Origin of the sequence: Micromonospora sp. NPDC092111 (assembly GCF_044755745.1) — a bacterium.
Taxonomy (GTDB): domain Bacteria; phylum Actinomycetota; class Actinomycetes; order Mycobacteriales; family Micromonosporaceae; genus Micromonospora.
On sequence record NZ_JBIVRQ010000029.1, the window covers coordinates 1 to 19767 of the forward strand.

Consider the following 19767-nt stretch of genomic DNA (forward strand, 5'->3'; position numbering starts at 1 on the left):
CTCAGATCGAAGAATCACGCGGTGGCCGCCTCACGTCTACGCCAAGCCCCACCTCAAGGGGCCTGCCACACACCACTCTGCGGGACGCAACTCCGTTCAACCCCTTTACGCGTCATGGGTTAATTTCTGCCGACTGATGGTGAGATTCTCCGCACAACGGCGATCATCTTATGAAACGCATCGTCGCGCATTAATGTCGTACGCATCCGCAGTTACCGGATGAACGGGAGAAACAGCAGTGAGTCACCACACCCCTCGTGGCCGCTTCGCCACCCTCCTCGGCATGCTGGCCACCGCCGGCACCGTCGTCGCCCTCGCCGCCACCCCGGCGAACGCCGCCCCGGCTCCGTCCCCGGCGCTGGAGGCGCAACAGTCCGCCCAGGCAACCGTCGCCTACCGGCAGGCAGTCGAATTGACCTTCACGGTCAGCACCGGTGGCACCGCCCTGAACGTCCGTAGCTGCGCCCGCCTCAGTTGTGGCGTCGTCACGACCATCCCCAACGGAACCTTCATCACGGTCGACTGCCAGCGGGCCGGTGACACCGTCACGGGCAACCTCGGCACCAGTGCCGTCTGGGACCGGATCATCGGCTCGTCCGGACCGATCGGGTTCGCCTCGGACACCAACATCCGCAGTGGATACGACGGCTTCCACCCCGGCCTGCCCCGTTGCTGACCACCGCGCCGATCCCGCCGAGAAGGAGCTTCCGTTCCATGCGCCGTATCGCACCGCGCCACCGGCTCGCCAGCCTGCTCAGCCTGCTGGTCGCCGTGGCCGCCTCCGTTCCGGTGGCCACCGCCGCCGCTCATGCCGCACCCGCCGCCACGCCACAACGGGTCGCCGTGACCCAGGGAGCCGGCCCGGCCTCCGGCGAGGTGGGAATCACGGCCCTGACCTTCCGGGTGAGCACCGGAGGCCCGGCACTGAACCTGCGTAGCTGCCCCCGACTGAGCTGCTCCGTCGACCTCACCGTTCCCAACGGCAGCTACGTCTCGGTGAGCTGCCAGACGACCGGCGACACCGTCACCGGCAACCTCGGGACCAGCGCGATCTGGGACCGGGTCGTCACCGGGATGACCTACTTCTACGCCTCGGACACCAACATCCAGAGCGGATACGACGGGTTCCATCCCGGCCTGCCCCGCTGCTAGCGGCGGCTCCTCCGGAACAGTTCGGGCCCCGGCCGTGGCGGCCGGGGCCCGACGCCGTCCCCGGCCGAGGCCGGGCGTGGTGGCGGGCTGCCGCCCGGGGTCGGCGTCACCGGACGGTGCCGGGCCGGTCAGCGCAAGCCGGCGAACAGGTCGTCCTCGGGCACCGGCGCGCCCGTACTGTCGCGGACCCGCACGAAGGTCTCCACGCCCATCAGCTCGGTGAACCGCTCCCGGCCCAGTTGCAGGAAGAAGATGTTCTCGGTCTGACTGGCGTGCGCGGCCAACGCGTCGAACTTCTGCGTGCCGTAGCCGCTGGTGTCCACCCAGGTGGTGATCTCGTCCTCGGGCAGGCCGAGCGGTGGCCCCGACTCCGCCGCCGACGCGTCCGGTTCGGCCCACTCGACGCCGAGTTCCTTCATCACCCGGCCGAATTCCGCGAACGCCGAGCGTGGCACGGTGGTCCAGTAGACCTTGGCGGGGAGGTCCGTCTGCGCGACCGCCGCCATGGTGATCCGGTGGGCCTGGATGTGGTCCGGGTGGCCGTAGAAGCCGTTCTCGTCGTAGGTGACGACGACGTCCGGCCGGTACTGCCGGATCAGCTCCGCCAGCCGGTCCGCCGCCTCCGCCACCGGCGTGGTCCAGAACGCGCCGGGCTGGTCGTTGTTCGGCCAGCCCATCATCCCGGAGTCGGCGTAGCCGAGCGTCTCCAGGTGGGTGACCTTCAACGCGGCGGCGCTGGCCTCCAGTTCGGCCTGGCGCATCGCCACCACGGCGGCCGGATCGTGCCCCGGGTCGCCGGGCTTGACCCCGCCGGGGCCGTCGCCACAGCGCCCGTCGGTGCAGGTCACGAGCACGGTCGTGATCCCTTCCGCCGCGTAGCGGGCAAGGACGCCACCGGTGCTCGTCGCCTCGTCGTCGGGGTGGGCGTGCACCGCCATCAGGGTCAGGGATCGCTCAGCCATGCCCTCACCCTACGAGGGTCGCCGCGACCGCGCGGGGCCACCAAAGGATGCGGCGTTCCGGGGAGCGGGGTGCGCGGCGGTCCGGCAGGTCCGTGGCGGGCTCGCCAGGGGTGACCGCACGCTCGCGCGCCGCCGTCACCTGGCCCGCTGCGCCGGCCGCGTACGCTGCCGCGATGAGCGCACCGTGCCGCATCCTGGTCTACGCGGTGTACGGGGCCGGCAAGTCCACCCTCGCCGCGCGGCTGGCCGACCGCCTCGGGTTGCCGTGGTACCCGGTCGACGACCTGCTCTGGCAGCCCGGCTGGGTCGAGGTGCCGGTCGCGCAGCAGCGCAGCCGGATCGAGGCGATCTGCCGCCGCGACCGCTGGATCCTCGACGGGGCGTACCACGGGTGGCGGGACGTGCCGCTGGCTCGCGCCGACCTGGTCGTCGGCCTGGACTACCCGCTCTGGTGCTCCTTCTGGCGGCTGCTGCGCCGCACCGTGCGCCGGCTGTGGACCGGGGAGGAGATCTGCAACGGCAATCGCGAGTCGCTGGGCAGCGTGCTGTCCCGGGACTCCATCCTGGTGTGGCATGTCGGCGCGTTCGGCCGGGCCCGGCGGCGGATGCGGGCCTGGCAGGCCGATCCGGCCGGACCGCCGGTGCTGCTGTTCCGCTCCCCGGCGGCGCTGGAGCGCTGGCTGGCCGGCCTGTCCCAGCGGTGACCGGCCCAGCGCAGGGCCCGGGCTGCGCGGCCTGGGCCTCACCCCCCGTGCGGGCCATCCCCGCGCGCCGGGAGGGAATGGTGGTCGTTTCGACACCTGTCCGTCGGGAGTGGATAGCTGATTGCCTGGGTGCGGATCATCGGAACCACGGAAGGACCGTTCATGTCGATCTTCCAGCTCACCCCTGCCGGCACCCTGCGCACCCGCGCCGCCGCCCTGCTCGGTGCCGTCGCGCTGGCCACCACCGGCCTGGTAGGACTGTCGGCCGGTCCGGCCAGCGCCATCCCGCGGACGAACTACTGCGGTAGCTCCTACGGCTTCCTGAAGTCGTGGGCCATCGACTGGCGGACCCTGGCCGGCGGCTACATCGACGTCTACTACAACAGCTCGAACGGCTACAACTGCGTCATCGCCCGTACGAACGACAGTGTGATCAGCAGCGCCTGGGACATCGTGGTCGCCGCCCGCAAGAGTGGCGGCACCTGGCAGACCGACGGCGACAAGGCGGGCCAGCACTTCACCAAGTACGCCGGACCGCTCTACGTCTACGCCCCGGGTAGCTGCATCGACATCGGTGGCAGCTTCGACACGTCCGGCGGGGGCGGAGCCACCAGCTACGACCGGGTCCACTGCGGCTGAGCCGGACGAGCCGGCAGCGTCCTCGGCGGGCTCCGGCAGGTCAACCGCACGAGCCCCTGCGGGCGGCGCCGGAGGATCTCGTCGCCGGTCCGGGTGGTCCGCCACCCGGGCCCGCCGGCCCCCCGGCCGAGGGCGGCCGGCGCTGCTGCGCGGTCCATCCGCCTGTCCGGTCCAACCGGGTGGCGGCGACGCCGGCCGGCGTCGCCCCCGCCGGCCGGTCAGCCGTCGATCCGGACGATGTTGCGGATCTTGTTGGACGCGTCCAGGGCGGCCACCTTGTACGCCTCGGCCAGCGTCGGGTAGTTGAAGACCGCGTCGACCAGGTAGTCGACCGTGCCGCCGCAGCCCATCACCGCCTGCCCGATGTGGACGATCTCGGTGGCGCCGGTGCCGAAGACGTGTACGCCGAGCAGCCGGCCGTCGGCCGGCGAGACGAGCAGCTTCAGCATCCCGTACGAGTCGCTGACGATCTGGCCGCGGGCCAGCTCGCGGTAGCGCGCGATGCCCACCTCGAACGGCGTCGAGCCCTCGGTCAACTGTTCCTCGGTCTTCCCGACGAAGCTGATCTCCGGGATCGTGTAGATGCCGATCGGCTGCAACTCGTGCAGTTCGCGGACCGGCTCGCCGCAGGCGTGCTGCGCGGCCAGCCGGCCCTGCTCCATCGAGGTGGACGCCAGCGCCGGGAAACCGATCACGTCACCGACCGCGTAGATGTGGTCCACCGCGGTGCGGTAGTTCGCGTCGACCGTGATCCGGCCGCGCCGGTCGGCCTCCAGCCCGGCCATCTCCAACGCCAGGTCGTCGGTCTGGCCCTGGCGGCCGGCCGAGTACATGACCGTGTCCGCGACGATCTTCTTGCCGCTCTTCAGGATGCACAGCGCGGCGGTCTGGTGCTTCTCCACCGCGGCGACCTCCTCGCCGAAGCGGAACGTCACCGACAGGTCGCGCAGGTGGTACTTGAGCGACTCGACGACCTCCTCGTCGCAGAATTCGAGCATCCGGTCGCGGCGCTCCACCACGGTCACCTTGGTGCCCAGACCGGCGAACATGGACGCGTACTCCATGCCGATCACGCCGGCGCCGACCACGACCATGCTGCGGGGTACGGCCTGGAGGTTGATGACGCCGTCGGAGTCCACGATGGTGCGGTCGTCGAAGTCGACGCTGTCCGGGCGGGCCGGGCGGGTCCCCGCGGCGATGATGGCCTTGTCGAAGGTGATCTTGGATTCGTGCCCGGAGCCGCCGTCCACCCAGATCGCGTGCGGGTCGGCGAACCGGCCGGTGCCGGTGATCAGCGCGACCCGGTTGCGGGCCAGTTGATTGCGGATGACGTCGGTCTGCCGGCTGATCACGTGCTGGGTCCGGGCGGCCAGGTCGCCGACCGTGATCTCGTCCTTGACCCGGTAGCTGCTGCCGTACAGGTCGCGCTGGCTCAGGCCGGTCAGGTAGAGCACGGCCTCGCGCAGCGTCTTGGAGGGGACGGTGCCGGTGTTGATGCACACCCCACCGATCATGTCGCGGCGGTCCACGATGCCGACCCGCCTGCCGAGCTTCGCGGCGGCGATCGCGGCCTTCTGACCACTGGGCCCGGAGCCCAGCACCAACAGGTCGTAGTCATACACGCCTGCTAGCGTCGCAAGATGTCGCCACCCGCGCCAGGCCGGGTTTGGTCGTACCCCCTGACCTGGCCGTCTGTCCGGCCTGGCCGCCGCCGTCCCGGCTGGGGCGGTCAGTGCCCGCCGGTCGTCGGCTGCGCGTCCGGTGCGGGCGAGCCGGCGGCGACCTCGCGGCGGCGGACCACCGCGATCAGCCCCGTGCCGACCGCCATCAAGCCGCCGGCGACGAGCAGCGCCACCGCCCCGTCGACCCGCAGGGTCAGTACGGCGGAGACGAAGGCCCCGAGACCCATCGCGGAGATCGCCCCGAACCGCCGGGCCCAGGACGCGCCGACGCCGCCCGCCGCCCGGCTGTCGGTGGACAGGTGCACCATCGTCATCGTCACCACCACCGTGGACAGGTCCCGGATGCCGATGTGCCTGACCGCCGCGGCCTGGGCACCGAGCACCAGGGCCAGCAGCCCGGTGGTGACCAGCATCGCGCCGTGGCCCGGTGCCCCGGTGCCGAGCCAGAGCCCGGCCAGGACGAGCGTCCCCACACTGCCGGCCACCAGGACGGCGAGCCCGGACCGGGGCAGCCTCGCCGGCCCCGGTGCGCCCCGGGTCAGCCGGGCGGCGAGCACCGCGCCGAGCATGAACGTGAGCAGCGCCACCAGGTTGTTGAGCGCCGGCAGGCCGGACACGCCGGCCAGGCCGAAGCCGATGAACAGCACGTTGCCGGTCATGTTCCCGGTGAAGACCCGGTCCAGGGCGAGATAGCTGACGCCGTCGATCGCGCCCGTCGCCGCGGTCAGCACCAGGAGCGGCACCTCGTACGTCTTGGTCATGACCCTTTCCGGGGATCGTCGGCGAGTCGAGGCAGAGTCTACGCAGGACCGCCCACCTGATGGGGGTTTGCCCCGTTCGAGAATTTCCCGGCAGGGCAGGTGACGGCGGCTCGGGTGCGGAGTCGGTCGAGCGGGGGACCCCGCGCATCGGCCGATCGGTGCGGCGGCGGTGTCCCGGGCGGCCGGGACGCCGGTCCCTGGCGGCCGGGTCGGCGGGGCCCGTTGACTGTCGCCATGACCTCTCTCCCGGACCACTTCCCGGCCCACGTCAAGGGCTCCTACGTCAACTGCGAGCAGTACGCCCGCGAGGCGCGGCTCACCCCGCCGCCGGCCGACCACTTCCCGGCGCACGTCAAGAACTCCTACGTCAACTGCCAGGAGTACGCCCGCGCGGCCCGGCTGACCCCGCCGCCGGCGGAGCACCTCCCCGCCCACGTCAAGAACTCGTACCCGACCTGCCAGGAGACCGCCCGGACGGTCCGGCTCACCGCCGTGCCGGCGGCCGTGGCATGACCACGCCCACCCTGGCGCGGCTCGGCCCCGCCTGGCGGGAGTGGCTGGCGGAGAACCTGGCCATGGGCGCCTCCGTCGAGGACGCCCGGGCCGCCGTCGTCGCCGGGGGCGCCGACCCGGACGCCGTCGACGCCGAACTGGCGGAGCTCACCGCCCACCCGTACTTCGCCGTGTGCCGCCGCCTCGCGCTGCGGTACGACTGGATGGAGTCCGTGCTCGACACGTACCGGGCGCTGCGCAACAGCGACGGCGGTCGCACCCTGGACCGCCGCGCCGACATCACCCCGGAGGAGTTCTTCGCCCGGTACTACTTCGGGCACCGCCCGGTCGTGCTCGACGGCCTGATGGCCGACTGGCCCGCGCTCGACTGGACCCTGGACGGCCTGGCCGCGGCGTGCGGCGACGCCGTGGTCGAGGTGATGACCGGGCGCGACGCCAACCCGGACCACGCCTGGCAGTACGACCGGCACCGCACCAGCATGCCGTTCCGCGACTACCTGGCGATGCTCGGCTCGGGCACCCGCACCAACGACTACTACATGGTGCCGCGCAACGAGAACTGGACCGGCGCGCTGCGGCCCCTCGTCGACGACGTGCGGGCACCCGAGGGCATCGTGGACCCGTCGGGCCTCGGGCACCTGCTGCTGGGGCCGGCGGGCACGGTGACGCCGCTGCACGTGGACAACAGCTCGGTGCTGCTGTGCCAGGTGCTCGGCCGCAAGCACGTCCGCCTGGTCCCCTCGTACGAGCGGCACCTGGTCTACCCGCGCGGGGGCACGTTCAGCGCGGTCGACGCCGCGCACCCGGACCTCGCCCGGCACCCGAGGTTCGCCGAGGCGACGGTGCTCGAAACCGTCCTGGAACCGGGTCAGATGCTGCTCGTGCCGGTGGGCTGGTGGCACTGGGTGGAGGCGCTGGACGTCAGCGCCACCGTCAGCTTCCACCACTTCCGGACCCCGGGGCAGAACCACAAGATGGCCACTCCGCCGGCCGCCGGACAGGACGGGTGACGGGCGGCCCCACCGCCGGGCGAGTGGCGGGACGCCGGTCACCGTTAGGTGGGGTGGTGCCGTCCGGTCGTCCGTAGTGGACACGCCCTCGCAACCGTTATCGTCGATCACCCGGGTTGATCCCGACGGCCGGGTCCGACTGAAGGCGGCGACGTTGCGTTATGCCGATAGGCCAGGCGTGGCCTGCGAGGTCTACGTCGAGGCGGCTCCGCCACGGGTCTGGGAACTGGTGACCGACATCCACCTGCCGGCCCGGCTGAGTACCGAGTTGCAGCGGGTGGAGTGGCTCGGCGGTGCGGCCCGCCCGGCCCTGGGGGCGAGCTTCCTCGGATACAACCGGCACCCGCGCATCGGCGAGTGGCGGACCACGTCCCACGTCACCGAGCTGCGGGAGCAGCGGGTGTTCGGTTGGGTCGTGACGGACACGGACGGCAGGTTCGCCGGGCCCGACAGCGACGCCACGGTACCGGCGTCGGCCTGGCGTTTCGAGCTGACGCCCGAGGCGACCGGCACGAGGTTGCGGCAGTCGGTCCGGATCGGTCTCGGCCGGTCCGGGCTCAGCCTCGTGATCGACTCCGACCCGGAGCGCGAGGAGGAGATCGTGGCGGTCCGCCTCGACCAGCTCCGGAGCAACATCGAGTCGGCGTTGCGCGGCATCAAGACCCTCGCGGAGGAGGCCGGCTGACGCGGCCGGCGCCGTCCTGGTGGGCCCGGTCTGCTGACCAGCCACGCCGCGCAGGAGAGCGTTTCCCACGCCAGGGTGTGCCGCACGTCGGCGTCGGCCGCCCGGGGTCGCCGCCGGACGGCGGCGACCCCGGGCACCGGATCACCAGGGCGAGGGCGGGGGCGGCGGCACCACCGGCGGGCGGTCGTCGCAGGTGATGGTGTTCGGCAGCAGCCAGGGGGCCAACCAGCCGCCGTCGTTGCCGCCGAGGTCGGTCAGGCCGAACTCCGAACCGGCCGGGGTGAAGTGGAACGAGCCGCAGTTGTTCACCCCGACGGCACCGACGTTGCGGGCGTCCACGTCGGCGAACGAGGCCGACCCGGCGGTGCGGGCGCTCACCACCGAGGTGCCGGTGCCGTCGACCCGTACGCCCCGGAACCGGACGCCGCTGATCGCGTAGAGGTCCTTCACCGACCACTCGCTGACCAGCATGATCGCGTTGTAGGTGCTGTCGAGGTAGGCGTCGCCGGTGACCTCGATGTCGGCGGCGATGTCCCGGTCGAGGGCGTAGAACCAGATCGCCCCGAGCCCGATCCTCCAGTTCAGCTCGTACGTGCCGGCGCGGGCGGTGGTGTTGCCGGTGATCCGCAGGTGGCCGGTGAACGGCTCCGCGCCGAACCGGGCGCCGACCTGGATCGCGCTGCCCTCGCGGACCGGGTCGGCGACCAGGTTGTGCGACACGGTGTTGTCGGTGCCGCCGTACAGGGCGATGCCGTTGGCGAGCACCGGGGACTGCACGGTGTTGCGGGTGATCGTGTTGCGGGCGTTGCCCACCCGCTCCGACCACATCGCCAGGCCGTCGTCGCCGGTGTTGCGGACGACGTTGTCGGCCACCACCGAGTCGGTGACGCCGGTGTGCAGGTTCAGCCCGTCGGCGATCTGGTCGACGATGACGGTGTTGGTGACCCGGACGTTGCGCATCGGCCCGTCGAGCCAGACGCCGACCTTGGTGTGCCGCAGGTGCAGGCCGTCGATGGTGGAGTCGTTGAGGGCCCCGCCGATCGCGTTCACCTGGTCGGTGTCGACGCGCTCCCGGACGTCGCCCTCGACGGCGAAGCCGGAGAGGTGGACGTCGTGGCTGCCGCCGTCGGCGGCGTCCCGACCGTAGAAGCCGACGCCGGTGTGCACGGAGCCGTCCGGCGCCGGCTCGGGCAGCGCCACCTCCCGGCCCTTGATGATCGTGTACCAGCTACCGGCGCCCTCGATCGTCACGTCGTCGACGATGATGTGCCGGTTCACCTGGTAGGTGCCGGGCGGTAGGTAGACCGGCAGGTGGGTGCGCCGGGCCACCGCGATGGCCCGCTCGATGGCGGGGGCGGAGTCGCGCCGGCCGGTGGGGTCGGCGCCGAAGGCCAGCACGTTCGCCGCGACCACCCGGACCCGCGGCGGGCCGACCAACTCCGAGTCGAGCAGGTCGACGACCGTCCACGCGGCGTTGCTGCCGGTGGGCACGGTGAGCCGGATCCGGTCGCCGGCCCGGTAGGTGCGGCCGAGCAGCAGGCGCTGCTCGTCGTAGAAGTGGTGCGGGCGGAACGGGGTGGCGACGGTCGGGGTGGGGGTGGTCTGCGCCGGCACGCAGGAGCACTCGGTGATCCACCAGTCCGGGTGCAGCAGCCCGGCCCGGGGGTCGTTGGAGAACGGGTACTGGTTGTAGAGCCAGGCGTACTGGGAGGTGAGCGTCATGGTGCGGATCGGCCGGCCGTTGGCCGAGACGTCCAGCGGGGCGGTGATCCCGCCGCCGGTGGGCGCGTCCGGGATGCTGTAGCGCACGGTGATCGCGTTGGCGGCGGCGGGCAGCACGAACTCGACGTACCGGCCGGGGGTGAGCCGGACCGCCCGCCGGCCGGAAGCCTCGGACGGCAGCGTGTAGGCGGTGCGGTCGGGGCCGATGACCTCGCCGTCGGTGCGGGCGTTCTCCGCCTCCTGCTCCAGGAAGCCCACCCGGGCACCCCGACCGGCGACCAGTTGCGGGTCGAGGGCGGCCCGGGTCACCACCGGCCCCGCCCCGGCGGGCCCGGCGACCGCCGGGCCGGGCGCGCCGGTCAGCACCCCGAGGGCGGTGCCGAGCGCGACGGTGGCGGCCAACGTGCGTGCCGGTCGGCGCGGACCGCGCCGTGACCGCCACCACGGGATCGAGCTGCGGGACATCGGTGGACCCTTCTGTTCGGTGGGATGCGCCGGCCGGCCGTCGGCGGCCGGCCGGTGGATGCGGTACGGGCGATCGGCGGTGGGCTTCGGGCGGCCGGGGGACTGCCTCGACCGCCGCCGGTCAGGCGGCCCAGACCTCGAACTGGGAGAGCTGGCCCGCCGGCCAGCCGGTGTTGCCGGTGATCCGGATCCGGACGTACCGCGCCGAGGTGGCCGGGAAGGTCAGGGTGACCTGGTTGCCGGTCGCCGGGTCGAAGACCCGTCCGGCGGATCCGACGGCGGTGCTCCAGTTGGCGCCGTCCGGGCTGACCTCCACCGACAGCGTCTGGGTGCGCCGCTGCCAGACGGCCGGCGGGGGCAGCCGGAGCACCACCCGACCGACCGTCACCGGGCCGCCCAGGTCGACCTGTAGCCACTGGGGGAAGACCCCGTTGGTGCTCTCCCAGTAGCTGCCGGGGTCGCCGTCGACGGCGTTGCCGGCGGTGTACGGCCCGTTCTGGCTGCTCGCCGAGGTCGGTCGGCCGGCGGCCAGGTCGACCGGCGGCGGCGGGCCGCCGCCGGTCACCGGCGGGGTCGGGCGGACCGGGGTCAGCGCGAGCTGCCGCTTGAACATCCGGCCGCCGTCGGCGGTCAGCCGCAGGTAGTAGTCGGCGGAGCAGCGGGTGCCGTCCTCGTCGAGGGCGCGGATGCCCACGCCGGCCGGGGTGGACGCCTGCGTCTCGCTGGTCTTGGCGATCTGGTTGCCCTCGTTGAACTCGTCGAACATCGAGACGTAGACGCCCTGCGCGCCGAGCCGGGTGACGTTGTAGAAGTGCCGCCAGTAGAAGTCGCCGTGCCGGCGGTGCCCGGCGGAGAGGTCGCCGGGCATCACGCAGGGCTGGTAGTCGATGCCGTACGCGGCGCAGTCGGCCAGGTCGGGGACGTTGACGTTGGTGTGGAACCAGTCGAGCCCGTCGAGGGTGCCGGTGCGGCCGACCATCCACGGCGAGAGCATGTGGAACGCGTGGTAGACGTCGGCGAAGCCGGGCCGGGAGTCGTTGATCCCCTGCCGCCAGTAGGTCGGCACGCCGCCGATGACGTAGCAGCCCTGGGCCTTCAGCCAGTTGACCACGTCGAGGCAGGCGGCCGGGGCGAACGGGCGGCCGTCGTCGTTGAAGCCGAAGCCCCAGACGCACACCACCGGCCGGCCGTTCTGCCGGGCGTACGCCGGGGAGGCGGTGTGCGCCGACATCTTGGTCGTCCAGTCCTCCTTGAGCTGGGACTGCATCGCCGTCCAGCCGGTGACGTCGTACATCACGTAGAACTTGCGGCCGAACCGCTCGGCGGCGCTGCGGACCTTGACCGCCATGGCGTCGCGGGTGGGTCCCTCGTCGCCGAACGGGTTGAACCGTTGCAGGGCGGCGGTGTCGCAGCCGTGCTCCTGCATCCACCGGAAGTGGGTGTCCACGGTCTGCTGGTCGTAGGAGGAGAACAGCGTCGCCGGCCGGCCGTCGCCCAGCGCCGGGTAGGCGGTGGGGTAGCCACGGGTGAACTCCCGCATGTCGGGCCAGGAGACGATGGTGGTGTTGGTCGGCGAGGGCGACTGGAAGCGGTCCCGGCTCCAGTGCCACCAGCCGCCGATCGGCGCACCGTCGCCCGGGCAGCTGAACCAGCCCTGGTAGCCGACGGTGATCTTGCCGACCACGTCCCCGGGTGGACTGGCGGCGCGGGCCGCCGCGCGCAGTGCCGGGAGCAGGTCGGCGGGGGAGACGGCGGCGAGGGCGGACCCCGCGGCGATGGATCCGATCAACTTCCGGCGTGACACGGCCATCGAGCTGCTCCTCACGGTCAGGGGAGGGGATCGACGGCCATCATGTCAGCGCCGGACACATTCCTGCAATACTTCGACTTGAGATTGAAACATGGGATCAGAACAACGAAAGAAGGCGCTGCGCGATCTCCGTCCCGCCGCGCCGCAGCCATCCGGCGCGCCGGTCGGCGTACGCTGCCCCGGTGGATCAAGAAGACCGGATCGCCCTCTTCCTCGACTACGAGAACCTCGCGCTGGGGGCGCGTGACCACCACGGCGGGCGGGCGTTCGACTTCCGTCCGATCGCCGACGCCCTCGCCGAGCGCGGCCGGGTGGTGGTGCGGCGGGCGTACGCCGACTGGTCGTACTTCGACGAGGACCGGCGGATGCTCACCCGGTCGCACGTCGAGCTGATCGAGATACCGCAGCGGATGGGGGCCTCCCGCAAGAACGCCGCCGACATCAAGATGGCCGTCGACGCGGTGGAACTGGCCTTCGAGCGCGGGTACATCTCGACCTTCGTCATCTGCACCGGCGACAGCGACTTCACCCCGCTGGTGCACAAGCTCCGCGAACTCAACAAGCGGGTGATCGGGGTCGGCGTCGAGAAGTCCACCTCGGCGCTGCTCCCGCCGGCGTGCGACGAGTTCCTCTACTACGACCGGCTGGAGGGCGTCGACATCCCGCCCACCCGCAGCCGTCGGGGCCGCCCGGCCCGGCCGCCGGAGCCGCCGGAGCTGGAGCGCCCGCCCGCCGCCGAGGAGCCGGTACGCGACGCGGACGCGCTCGCCGTGGTGGTCGCCCAGACCGTGGCCGGCCTCCAGGGCAGCTCCGGCGGCGAGGTGACCGCCTCCCGGCTCAAGCGCACCCTGCTGCGCAAGGACCCGACCTTCAGCGAGTCGGACTACGGGTTCCGCACCTTCGGTGAACTCCTGCGCCACCTCGCCGGGCACAACGTCGTCGAGCTGGCCGAGGGGCCGGCCAAGGGTGACCCCGAGGTGTCGCTGCCCGAGCACGGCGACCAGGAGGTGGCCTTCGCGCTGCTGCGTACCGTCGTCGAGGAGTTGACCGCCGCCGGCGGGCCGGCCGCGCTCTCCGGCCTGAAGAACCAACTCCGCCGGGCCCGGCCCGAGTTCAGCGAGCAGAAGCTCGGCTACCGCAGCTTTCTCCAGTTCTGCAAGGCCGCCGCGACCGCCGGCGCGGTCGAGCTGGCCTGGAGTCCGGAGGCCGACGACTACCTGCTCACCCCCCGGCAGGCGTGACCGCGCCGGCCCGGCGGGCGGCTCCGGCCGGGCGCGACTCACGTCTTGGCGCCGAATTGCTATACGGTCGGCGAATGATGGTCGAGGAGCACTGGTGGAACGGTGACCCGAGCCCGCGCGGGCGGCGGGACGTGTATATCCGTACCGACGGGCAGGCATGGGAGGTCCAGGCGCAGATCGGTGGGGCGTCGGGTCGGTCCCGGGTGCAGCAGTGCCCGAGCCGGGCGGCGGCGGTCATCCTGGCCGACGCCTGGCGCGGCAGCAACCCGTCCTGGCGCGGGCTGCCGCTCTGACCGGTCGGCGGGCGGTCCGTACCGGCCCGCCCGCCCCGGTCCCGAGCCGCCTGAATTCCCGGTCCCGGACCGGCCTGCCTCCCCGGACCCGCCGGCCCTGCCGTGCGGGTCCCGATCGTCCCGCGGTCGGTGCCGGCTGCCCGCGACCGGCCGTACCCGGCCGTCGTCAGCGGGGTGACCTGCGCAGCCACAGCCAGACGCCGGTGAGGCCGCTGGCCACGCCGACGACCACGACGCCCATGCGTACCGGGCCGGCCAGGTCGTCGAGGAACGGTGCGGCCTTCGACACCGTCAGGGCCGCGAACGCGACCAGCAGCAGGACCACGGCGATGAGTCGATCGACGGACATGGCTGAAGGTATAGCAGCCCCGGTCGATCCCCGTGCGGATGCGGGTGTCGGTCCGGCCCGGGTCGGTTCCGGCCCGGTCGTGGTGCCGCCGGCCTGTTCGAGTTAACTGGCAACATTCTTGACAGAAAGTCGAAATATCGACATCCTTCGTGGAGAGCGCTCTCTCTCGGCGGTGGAAACCCACCCCGTCCCGCCCCCTGTCGCCAAGGAGCCTCCCGTGCCCGGATCCCGACCCGCCATGCGGTCACGACCCCTCGCCCGCGCGGCGGTCGCCCTCGTCACCCTCGCCGCCGCCCTCGTCCTGCCCGCGCAGGCCGAACCGGCCGAGGCCGCCATCGGCGGCATCAGCTGGCAGGACGAGTTCAACGCCCCCGCCGGCACGCCCGTCGACCAGAACCGATGGCGCTTCGACATCGGCGGTGGCGGCTGGGGCAACGACGAGCGGCAGTACTACACCAACAGCACCAGCAACGCGGTGCACGACGGTCAGGGCAACCTGGTCATCACCGCCCGCCGGGAGAACCCGGCCAACTACCAGTGCCACTACGGCCGCTGCGAGTACACCTCCGCCCGGCTGCTCACCGCCGCCACCTTCAACCAGGCGTACGGCCGGTTCGAGGCCCGCATCAAGATCCCCCGGGGTCAGGGCATCTGGCCGGCGTTCTGGATGCTCGGCTCCGACATGGGCAGCGTCGGCTGGCCCAACGCCGGTGAGATCGACATCATGGAGAACATCGGCAAGGAGCCCAACACGGTCTACGGCACCGTGCACGGCCCCGGCTACTCCGGCGCGGGCGGCATCAGCGGCAGCCGCAACATCGGCCAGCCACTCGCCGACGCCTTCCACACCTACCGGGTGGACTGGGAACCGAACCTGATCACCTGGTATCTCGACGGTGTCGAGTACCACCGGGTCGACCCCGCCCGGCTCGGCGGCAACCGCTGGGTCTACGACCACCCGTTCTTCATGATCCTCAACGTGGCCGTCGGTGGTTACTGGCCGGGCTACCCCGACGGCTCCACGTCGTTCCCGCAGTCGATGCTCGTCGACTACGTCCGGGTCTCCAGCTACGTCCCCGGCGGCGGCAACCCGCCGCCCGGCACCACCCGGCTCAAGGGCGCGCAGAGCGGCCGGTGCATCGACATCCCGAGCGCCGACCCGGTGGAGGGCGCCAAGCTCCAGATCTGGGACTGCAACACCAGCGCGGCGCAGGCCTGGACCTTCGCCGCCGACGGCACCATCCGCGCGATGGGCAAGTGCATGGACCCGGCCTGGGCCGGCACCGCCAACGGCACCGAGGTCAACCTGGTCAGCTGCAACGGCAACCCGGCCCAGCGGTTCACCCTGACCGCCGCCGGTGACCTGGTCAACCTCAGCGCGAACCGCTGCGTCGACGTACGGGACCGCAACCCCGCCAACGGCGGCAAGCTCCACCTGTGGGACTGCAACGGCGCCAGCAACCAGAAGTGGTCCCGCGCCTGACCGACCCGCGACGAGAGCCGGGCCGCGCGGCACACCACCGGGCGGCCCGGCCCCGGTGACGCGAAACGCCCGGGGGCCCACGGAGGACCCCCGATGATGTCTGACTAAAGTCAGACGTATGGACCATGGGCTGACGGAGATCGTCCGGCGCTTCAACCGGACCGTGACCCAGCGGGTCGGTGCGCTCGACGACCGCTACCTGACCCGGGACCGGCCGCTGGCGCAGGCCCGCCTGCTCTGGGAGATCGGACCGGCCGGCACCGAGGTCGTCGCCCTGCGTACCCGGCTCGACCTCGACGCCGGTTACCTGAGCCGGCTGCTCCGCGCCCTGGAGCGGGAAGGGCTCGTCAGCGTGGCCGCCGCCGACGGCGACGCCCGGGTACGCACCGCCCGGCTGACCGACGCCGGCCGCGCCGAGTGGGACGCCCTCGACCGGATGTCGGACGAACGCGCCTGGTCCGTGCTCGCACCGCTCAGCGAGAGCCAACGCCGCCGGCTGACCGACGCCATGGCCGAGGTCGAGCGCCTGCTCGTGGCGTCACTCGTGACCATCCGGCCCTGCCACCCGGGCGACCCCCGCGCCCGCGCCTGCCTCCGGGCGTACGGACGCGAACTCGCCGGCCGGTTCGACGGCGGCTTCGACCCCGGGCGCAGTGGCGTCGACGACGAGGAGATGACGCCCCCGAACGGCCTGTTCCTGCTCGCCACCCTGTCGACCGAGGCGGTGGGCTGCGGCGCGCTGCGGCTGCGCCCCGACGAACCCGCGGAGATCAAGCGCGTCTGGGTGTCCGAGTCGGTACGCGGACTCGGCGTCGGCCGCCGGCTGATGGGTGAACTGGAGCGGCGCACGGCAGCCGCCGGCGCCGACAGCGTCCGGCTCGACACCAACCGTGGCCTCACCGAGGCGATCCGGCTCTACCGCGCCCTCGGCTACCGGGAGATCCCGGCCTACAACAGCAACCCCTACGCCCACCACTGGTTCGGCAAGACGCTGCGCTGAGCCGCCCACGCCGGCCCGCCCACGCGCCACGGCGCGCGCCGCCGGTGGCCGGTCACCGTCCCGCGGGCGGCGCGGGTCGTCGCCGCGAACCGACTGGAGTGGCTGTCGCGAATCTGACGGAATCGACCTGGTACCCGGGTCGACCGGTCGACCGGTGTTCGTTACCGTCAAGCGATCTGCGCACCAGCCCGCTCGGTGACAATGCCATTCCCACGCCGCCGAATCCGGGGCGAGAAGGCGTCGTCGGACCCAGGGAGTTGGCCATCAGGAAAGCAGACCACGCGGCGCGCACCTTCACCGCGGCAGACGTCGACCGGGCCCGCAAGGAAGGCTTCGCCCGCTTCTCCGGCTGGGGTCTGAAAAGCCTACCCGCTGCCATCAGCGAGCTCGGCGACCTCGACCGGCTCTACCTGATCCACAATGACCTGGAAACCCTTCCGCCGGGCATCGGCCACCTGATCAACCTCACCGAATTGGACGTGCGGAGCAACCGCCTCCACTCGCTTCCCAAGGAGATCGGCGAGTTGCAGCGGCTCGAAGAGTTGTACCTGGACGACAACCGGATCACCGTCCTGCCGCCCGAGATCGGCCGGCTGTCGGAGCTCAGGGAGCTCGACCTCGACGGCAACGACATCGCCACCCTGCCACCGGAACTGTTCCGCCTGCGGAATCTCGAACAGCTCGACCTCAGGAACAACCGACTGACCCACATACCACCGGACATCTGCAAGCTGACCAATCTGCGCCGCCTGTACCTCAGCAACAACCAGATCTGCGAACTGCCGCCGGAGATCGGCCTGCTCACCAAACTGGACAAGCTGGAACTCGACGGGAACCAGATCCGGGAGCTCCCGCGCGAGATGGTGCAGTTGCTGGGGCGGTCGATCTCGTTCTCGGTCTCCCGTAACCCGCTGTCGGATCCGCTGCCGGACCTGCTGACCCGTGGCCTGGACGCGCTCGCCGCCTACCTGCGCAGCCTTGAGGACGCGGTGCCGCACTACGAGGCCAAGGTCCTGGTGGTGGGCGAGGGAGCGGTGGGCAAGACCTCCCTGCTGGCCGCGTTGCGCGGCGAGGAGTTCGTCCGGAACCGCGACACCACCCACGGCCTGGAGATCCATCCGCTCGTCCTGCCGCACCCCGACCTCGACCTCGACATGATGGTGCGCGCCTGGGACTTCGGCGGCCAGGAGGTGTACCGGATCACGCACCAGTTCTTCTTCAGCCGCCGGGCGCTCTACATCCTCGTCTGGAACGCCCGCAAGGGGCAGGAACAGAGCGAGGTCGAGGGCTGGCTGGGCCGCATCCGACTCCGGGTCGGCCACGAGGCCCGGGCCATCCTCGTGCCGACGCACTGTGACGAGCGGAACCCGGAGGTCGACCTCGCGCAGCTCCGGCAGACGTTCCCGAACATGCTGGCGGGGCAGTTCAGCGTCGACAACCAGAGCGGGAACGGCATCCCCGAACTACGCGAACAGGTCGCCAGGGAGGCCGCCGCGCTGCCGCAGATGGGCCGGATGCTCAGCCCGCGCTGGATCACGGCCCGGGACGACATCCTCTCCCGGTACCAGAGTGAGCCGCAGATCTCCTGGGCGGACTTCGTCGCGGCGTGTGACGCGCAGCAACTCAACGACGAGGAGACGACGACCCTGGCCGAACTCCTGCACGACCTGGGCCAGATCATCTACTACGGCGACGACGAAGGCCTGCGGGACATCGTCGTCCTGAACCCGGAATGGCTGACGAAGGCGATCGCCTACGTCCTGGAGGACTCGGTGACGCGGGACGCCAACGGCGTCCTCGACCACGCGCGGCTGCGCGCGATCTGGCAGGACCGCGTGCACGGCGAGTCGTACCCGGTACGGCACCATCCCTACTTCCTGCGGCTGATGGAGAAGTTCGACATCTCGTACCGGCTGGACGATCACGAGAAGAAGAGCCTGATCGCCCAGCTCGTCCCGCACTCCCGCCCGCCGCTGCCCTGGGTCTTCAAGACCCCCACCTCGTCGGACATCCGGGTCGTCACGCTCATCTGCAAGCTCCAGGAGCCCGCGCCGGGCGTCATCGCCTGGATGACCGTCCGGCACCACAACGCCTCGGTCGGGAGGCACTGGCGAAACGGCGTCTTCCTGCGGCATCCGACCTCGGCCTACGCCTCCGAGGCGCTGATCGAACTCCAGCCGGACGGCCGTCTCATGTTGCAGGTCCGCGCGCCGTCGCCGGACATGTTCTTCAACGTGCTGCGGGACAGCATGGAGCATCTGCTCAGGCGTCGGTGGCCGGGACTCCGGTACCAGTTCCTGATTCCCTGCCCCACCCCGGGTTGTGTGGGCGAGTTCCCCCTCAACGGCCTGCTGCGCTGGCGGGAGCGCGGACGCACCACCCGCGACTGTCTCGAATGCGACATCGACCACGACATCTCGATCCTGCTCACCGGCTTCACCTCCGCGCAGGCGGAGATCCGCGCGCAGTTGGAGGCGTTGCACGAGGAACTGGGCGTCATCTCCGGCGGGATCGAGCGGATCGAGGGCGGGGTGCAGCGGGTGGAGGTCTTCGCCGCGCAGAGCGCCGACTCACTCCGCCGGGTCCTCAAGGTGGTGTCGACCGAGGTCATCGACTGCCCGCGGATGTTCACCCTGGCACCCCCGCCGCGCAACACCGAGCCGCTGGGGCCGTCCGGTCTCATCCGGCAACGCCGGATCACCTTCCAGCTCATCTACCTCACGCTGTGGTGCGAACACCCCGGCGCGTGGCACCCCTGGCAGCCGGCCACCTACGAGCTGAAACAGGAACGCGAGTGGATGACGAGGGTGGCTCCCTACGCGAACTTCGTGCTGAAGACCCTCCGTCTCGTGGTGCCGATCGTCGCGGCGGTCTCCGGCGTCACCCTGCCCAAGCAGCAGTCCGAGGACCTGTCGAAGCGGATCGAGCTGATGAAGGTCATCACGGAACGGCTGCCCGCCGAGGTCGAACGCCAGGAACGACTCGACGCGATGCCCACCAACGAGCTGACGAAGGCCGAGGGACAGGCACTCCGCGGCCTGCGCGCCCTGCTGTTCAAGTACGACGAGGGCCGGGCCTTCGGCGACCTGCGCCGCGTCCAGGCGCCGTCAGGCGAACTGCTCTGGGTATGCCCGGTCCACTACCACGAGTACGACCCGGGTCTGCCGCACCTGCCGGAGTCCGGGCCGGCGACGCAACCGGGACGATCACCCGCAGGCGTGCCGTCCCAGGGCGGACCGGCGCAGCACCGGCCGCCCGCCCCGGCCCTCCGGCCCGCCGTGCCGGACGTCCCGTAG

At 71.7% G+C, this 19767-nt stretch carries 18 protein-coding genes; 12 read left to right on the forward strand and 6 right to left on the reverse strand.

What is annotated here, in order from left to right:
• Positions 1–238 precede the first annotated feature (238 nt).
• Both ACIQG9_RS28920 and ACIQG9_RS28925 read left to right on the forward strand, forming a co-directional pair.
• Positions 239–676, forward strand: a complete 438-nt coding sequence (locus ACIQG9_RS28920; RefSeq protein ID WP_400408307.1) for an SH3 domain-containing protein — start codon at positions 239–241, stop codon at positions 674–676.
• A 38-nt stretch (positions 677–714) separates the two neighbouring features.
• Entirely contained in the window at positions 715–1152 is a 438-nt protein-coding gene (locus ACIQG9_RS28925) for a hypothetical protein (protein WP_400408309.1), read from the forward strand.
• Between the two features lie 128 nt (positions 1153–1280).
• On the opposite strand, the gene ACIQG9_RS28930 is transcribed toward ACIQG9_RS28925, so the two are convergent.
• Positions 1281–2114: a PIG-L family deacetylase gene (locus ACIQG9_RS28930; protein ID WP_400408311.1), complete on the reverse strand. Its 834-nt coding sequence runs from the start codon at positions 2112–2114 to the stop codon at positions 1281–1283.
• Between the two features lie 173 nt (positions 2115–2287).
• On the opposite strand from ACIQG9_RS28930, the gene ACIQG9_RS28935 reads away from it, so the two are divergent.
• Both ACIQG9_RS28935 and ACIQG9_RS28940 read left to right on the forward strand, forming a co-directional pair.
• Positions 2288–2818, forward strand: a complete 531-nt coding sequence (locus tag ACIQG9_RS28935; RefSeq protein WP_400408313.1) for an adenylate kinase — start codon at positions 2288–2290, stop codon at positions 2816–2818.
• A gap of 162 nt (positions 2819–2980) precedes the next feature.
• Positions 2981–3457 (forward strand): hypothetical protein, encoded by a 477-nt coding sequence (locus tag ACIQG9_RS28940; protein ID WP_400408315.1) that lies wholly within the window; start codon positions 2981–2983, stop codon positions 3455–3457.
• Positions 3458–3675: 218 nt separating this feature from the next.
• Here ACIQG9_RS28940 and sthA read toward each other — a convergent pair whose 3' ends face one another.
• On the reverse strand, positions 3676–5079 hold the full coding sequence (sthA, locus tag ACIQG9_RS28945; RefSeq protein WP_400408317.1) for a Si-specific NAD(P)(+) transhydrogenase: 1404 nt from the start codon (positions 5077–5079) through the stop codon (positions 3676–3678).
• A gap of 107 nt (positions 5080–5186) precedes the next feature.
• Positions 5187–5900 (reverse strand): YoaK family protein, encoded by a 714-nt coding sequence (locus ACIQG9_RS28950; protein WP_400408318.1) that lies wholly within the window; start codon positions 5898–5900, stop codon positions 5187–5189.
• 234 nt (positions 5901–6134) lie between these two features.
• On the opposite strand from ACIQG9_RS28950, the gene ACIQG9_RS28955 reads away from it, so the two are divergent.
• The 3 genes from ACIQG9_RS28955 (at position 6135) to ACIQG9_RS28965 (ending at position 8108) form a co-directional block, all read left to right on the forward strand.
• On the forward strand, positions 6135–6413 hold the full coding sequence (locus tag ACIQG9_RS28955; RefSeq protein ID WP_400408320.1) for a hypothetical protein: 279 nt from the start codon (positions 6135–6137) through the stop codon (positions 6411–6413).
• Positions 6410–7423: a cupin-like domain-containing protein gene (locus ACIQG9_RS28960; RefSeq protein ID WP_400408322.1), complete on the forward strand. Its 1014-nt coding sequence runs from the start codon at positions 6410–6412 to the stop codon at positions 7421–7423. The genes ACIQG9_RS28955 and ACIQG9_RS28960 overlap by 4 nt, the downstream gene beginning before the upstream one ends.
• Before the next feature lie 178 nt (positions 7424–7601).
• Positions 7602–8108, forward strand: a complete 507-nt coding sequence (locus ACIQG9_RS28965) for an SRPBCC family protein (protein ID WP_400408324.1) — start codon at positions 7602–7604, stop codon at positions 8106–8108.
• 141 nt (positions 8109–8249) lie between these two features.
• On the opposite strand, the gene ACIQG9_RS28970 is transcribed toward ACIQG9_RS28965, so the two are convergent.
• Both ACIQG9_RS28970 and ACIQG9_RS28975 read right to left on the reverse strand, forming a co-directional pair.
• Positions 8250–10295, reverse strand: coding sequence for a glycosyl hydrolase family 28-related protein (locus ACIQG9_RS28970; RefSeq protein WP_400408326.1), 2046 nt, complete (start codon positions 10293–10295; stop codon positions 8250–8252).
• A gap of 121 nt (positions 10296–10416) precedes the next feature.
• The gene (locus tag ACIQG9_RS28975; RefSeq protein WP_400408328.1) at positions 10417–12105 is read right to left on the reverse strand and encodes a discoidin domain-containing protein; all 1689 of its coding nucleotides are present in this window, start codon (positions 12103–12105) and stop codon (positions 10417–10419) included.
• A 182-nt stretch (positions 12106–12287) separates the two neighbouring features.
• On the opposite strand from ACIQG9_RS28975, the gene ACIQG9_RS28980 reads away from it, so the two are divergent.
• Together ACIQG9_RS28980 and ACIQG9_RS28985 are read left to right on the forward strand one after the other, a co-directional pair.
• The gene (locus ACIQG9_RS28980) at positions 12288–13346 is read left to right on the forward strand and encodes an NYN domain-containing protein (protein ID WP_400408330.1); all 1059 of its coding nucleotides are present in this window, start codon (positions 12288–12290) and stop codon (positions 13344–13346) included.
• A gap of 74 nt (positions 13347–13420) precedes the next feature.
• Entirely contained in the window at positions 13421–13639 is a 219-nt protein-coding gene (locus ACIQG9_RS28985; protein WP_400408332.1) for a hypothetical protein, read from the forward strand.
• 166 nt (positions 13640–13805) lie between these two features.
• On the opposite strand, the gene ACIQG9_RS28990 is transcribed toward ACIQG9_RS28985, so the two are convergent.
• Entirely contained in the window at positions 13806–13988 is a 183-nt protein-coding gene (locus ACIQG9_RS28990) for a hypothetical protein (protein ID WP_400408334.1), read from the reverse strand.
• 238 nt (positions 13989–14226) lie between these two features.
• On the opposite strand from ACIQG9_RS28990, the gene ACIQG9_RS28995 reads away from it, so the two are divergent.
• The 3 genes from ACIQG9_RS28995 to ACIQG9_RS29005 all read left to right on the forward strand — a co-directional run bounded on the left by ACIQG9_RS28995 (position 14227) and on the right by ACIQG9_RS29005 (position 19767).
• A complete protein-coding gene (locus ACIQG9_RS28995; protein ID WP_400408336.1) occupies positions 14227–15471 on the forward strand; it encodes a family 16 glycosylhydrolase in 1245 nt (414 codons plus the stop codon).
• Between the two features lie 118 nt (positions 15472–15589).
• Positions 15590–16471, forward strand: coding sequence for a GNAT family N-acetyltransferase (locus ACIQG9_RS29000; RefSeq protein ID WP_400408338.1), 882 nt, complete (start codon positions 15590–15592; stop codon positions 16469–16471).
• A gap of 257 nt (positions 16472–16728) precedes the next feature.
• The gene (locus ACIQG9_RS29005; protein WP_400408340.1) at positions 16729–19767 is read left to right on the forward strand and encodes a COR domain-containing protein; all 3039 of its coding nucleotides are present in this window, start codon (positions 16729–16731) and stop codon (positions 19765–19767) included.

Coding starts and splice junctions, on each gene's coding strand:
- ACIQG9_RS28925 (WP_400408309.1), top strand. CDS start 715: ATGCGCCGTATCGCACCGCGCCACCGGCTCGCCAGCCTGCTCAGCCTG.
- ACIQG9_RS28930 (WP_400408311.1), bottom strand. CDS start 2,114: ATGGCTGAGCGATCCCTGACCCTGATGGCGGTGCACGCCCACCCCGAC.
- ACIQG9_RS28935 (WP_400408313.1), top strand. CDS start 2,288: ATGAGCGCACCGTGCCGCATCCTGGTCTACGCGGTGTACGGGGCCGGC.
- ACIQG9_RS28940 (WP_400408315.1), top strand. CDS start 2,981: ATGTCGATCTTCCAGCTCACCCCTGCCGGCACCCTGCGCACCCGCGCC.
- ACIQG9_RS28950 (WP_400408318.1), bottom strand. CDS start 5,900: ATGACCAAGACGTACGAGGTGCCGCTCCTGGTGCTGACCGCGGCGACG.
- ACIQG9_RS28955 (WP_400408320.1), top strand. CDS start 6,135: ATGACCTCTCTCCCGGACCACTTCCCGGCCCACGTCAAGGGCTCCTAC.
- ACIQG9_RS28960 (WP_400408322.1), top strand. CDS start 6,410: ATGACCACGCCCACCCTGGCGCGGCTCGGCCCCGCCTGGCGGGAGTGG.
- ACIQG9_RS28970 (WP_400408326.1), bottom strand. CDS start 10,295: ATGTCCCGCAGCTCGATCCCGTGGTGGCGGTCACGGCGCGGTCCGCGC.
- ACIQG9_RS28975 (WP_400408328.1), bottom strand. CDS start 12,105: ATGGCCGTGTCACGCCGGAAGTTGATCGGATCCATCGCCGCGGGGTCC.
- ACIQG9_RS28985 (WP_400408332.1), top strand. CDS start 13,421: ATGATGGTCGAGGAGCACTGGTGGAACGGTGACCCGAGCCCGCGCGGG.
- ACIQG9_RS28990 (WP_400408334.1), bottom strand. CDS start 13,988: ATGTCCGTCGATCGACTCATCGCCGTGGTCCTGCTGCTGGTCGCGTTC.
- ACIQG9_RS28995 (WP_400408336.1), top strand. CDS start 14,227: ATGCGGTCACGACCCCTCGCCCGCGCGGCGGTCGCCCTCGTCACCCTC.
- ACIQG9_RS29000 (WP_400408338.1), top strand. CDS start 15,590: ATGGACCATGGGCTGACGGAGATCGTCCGGCGCTTCAACCGGACCGTG.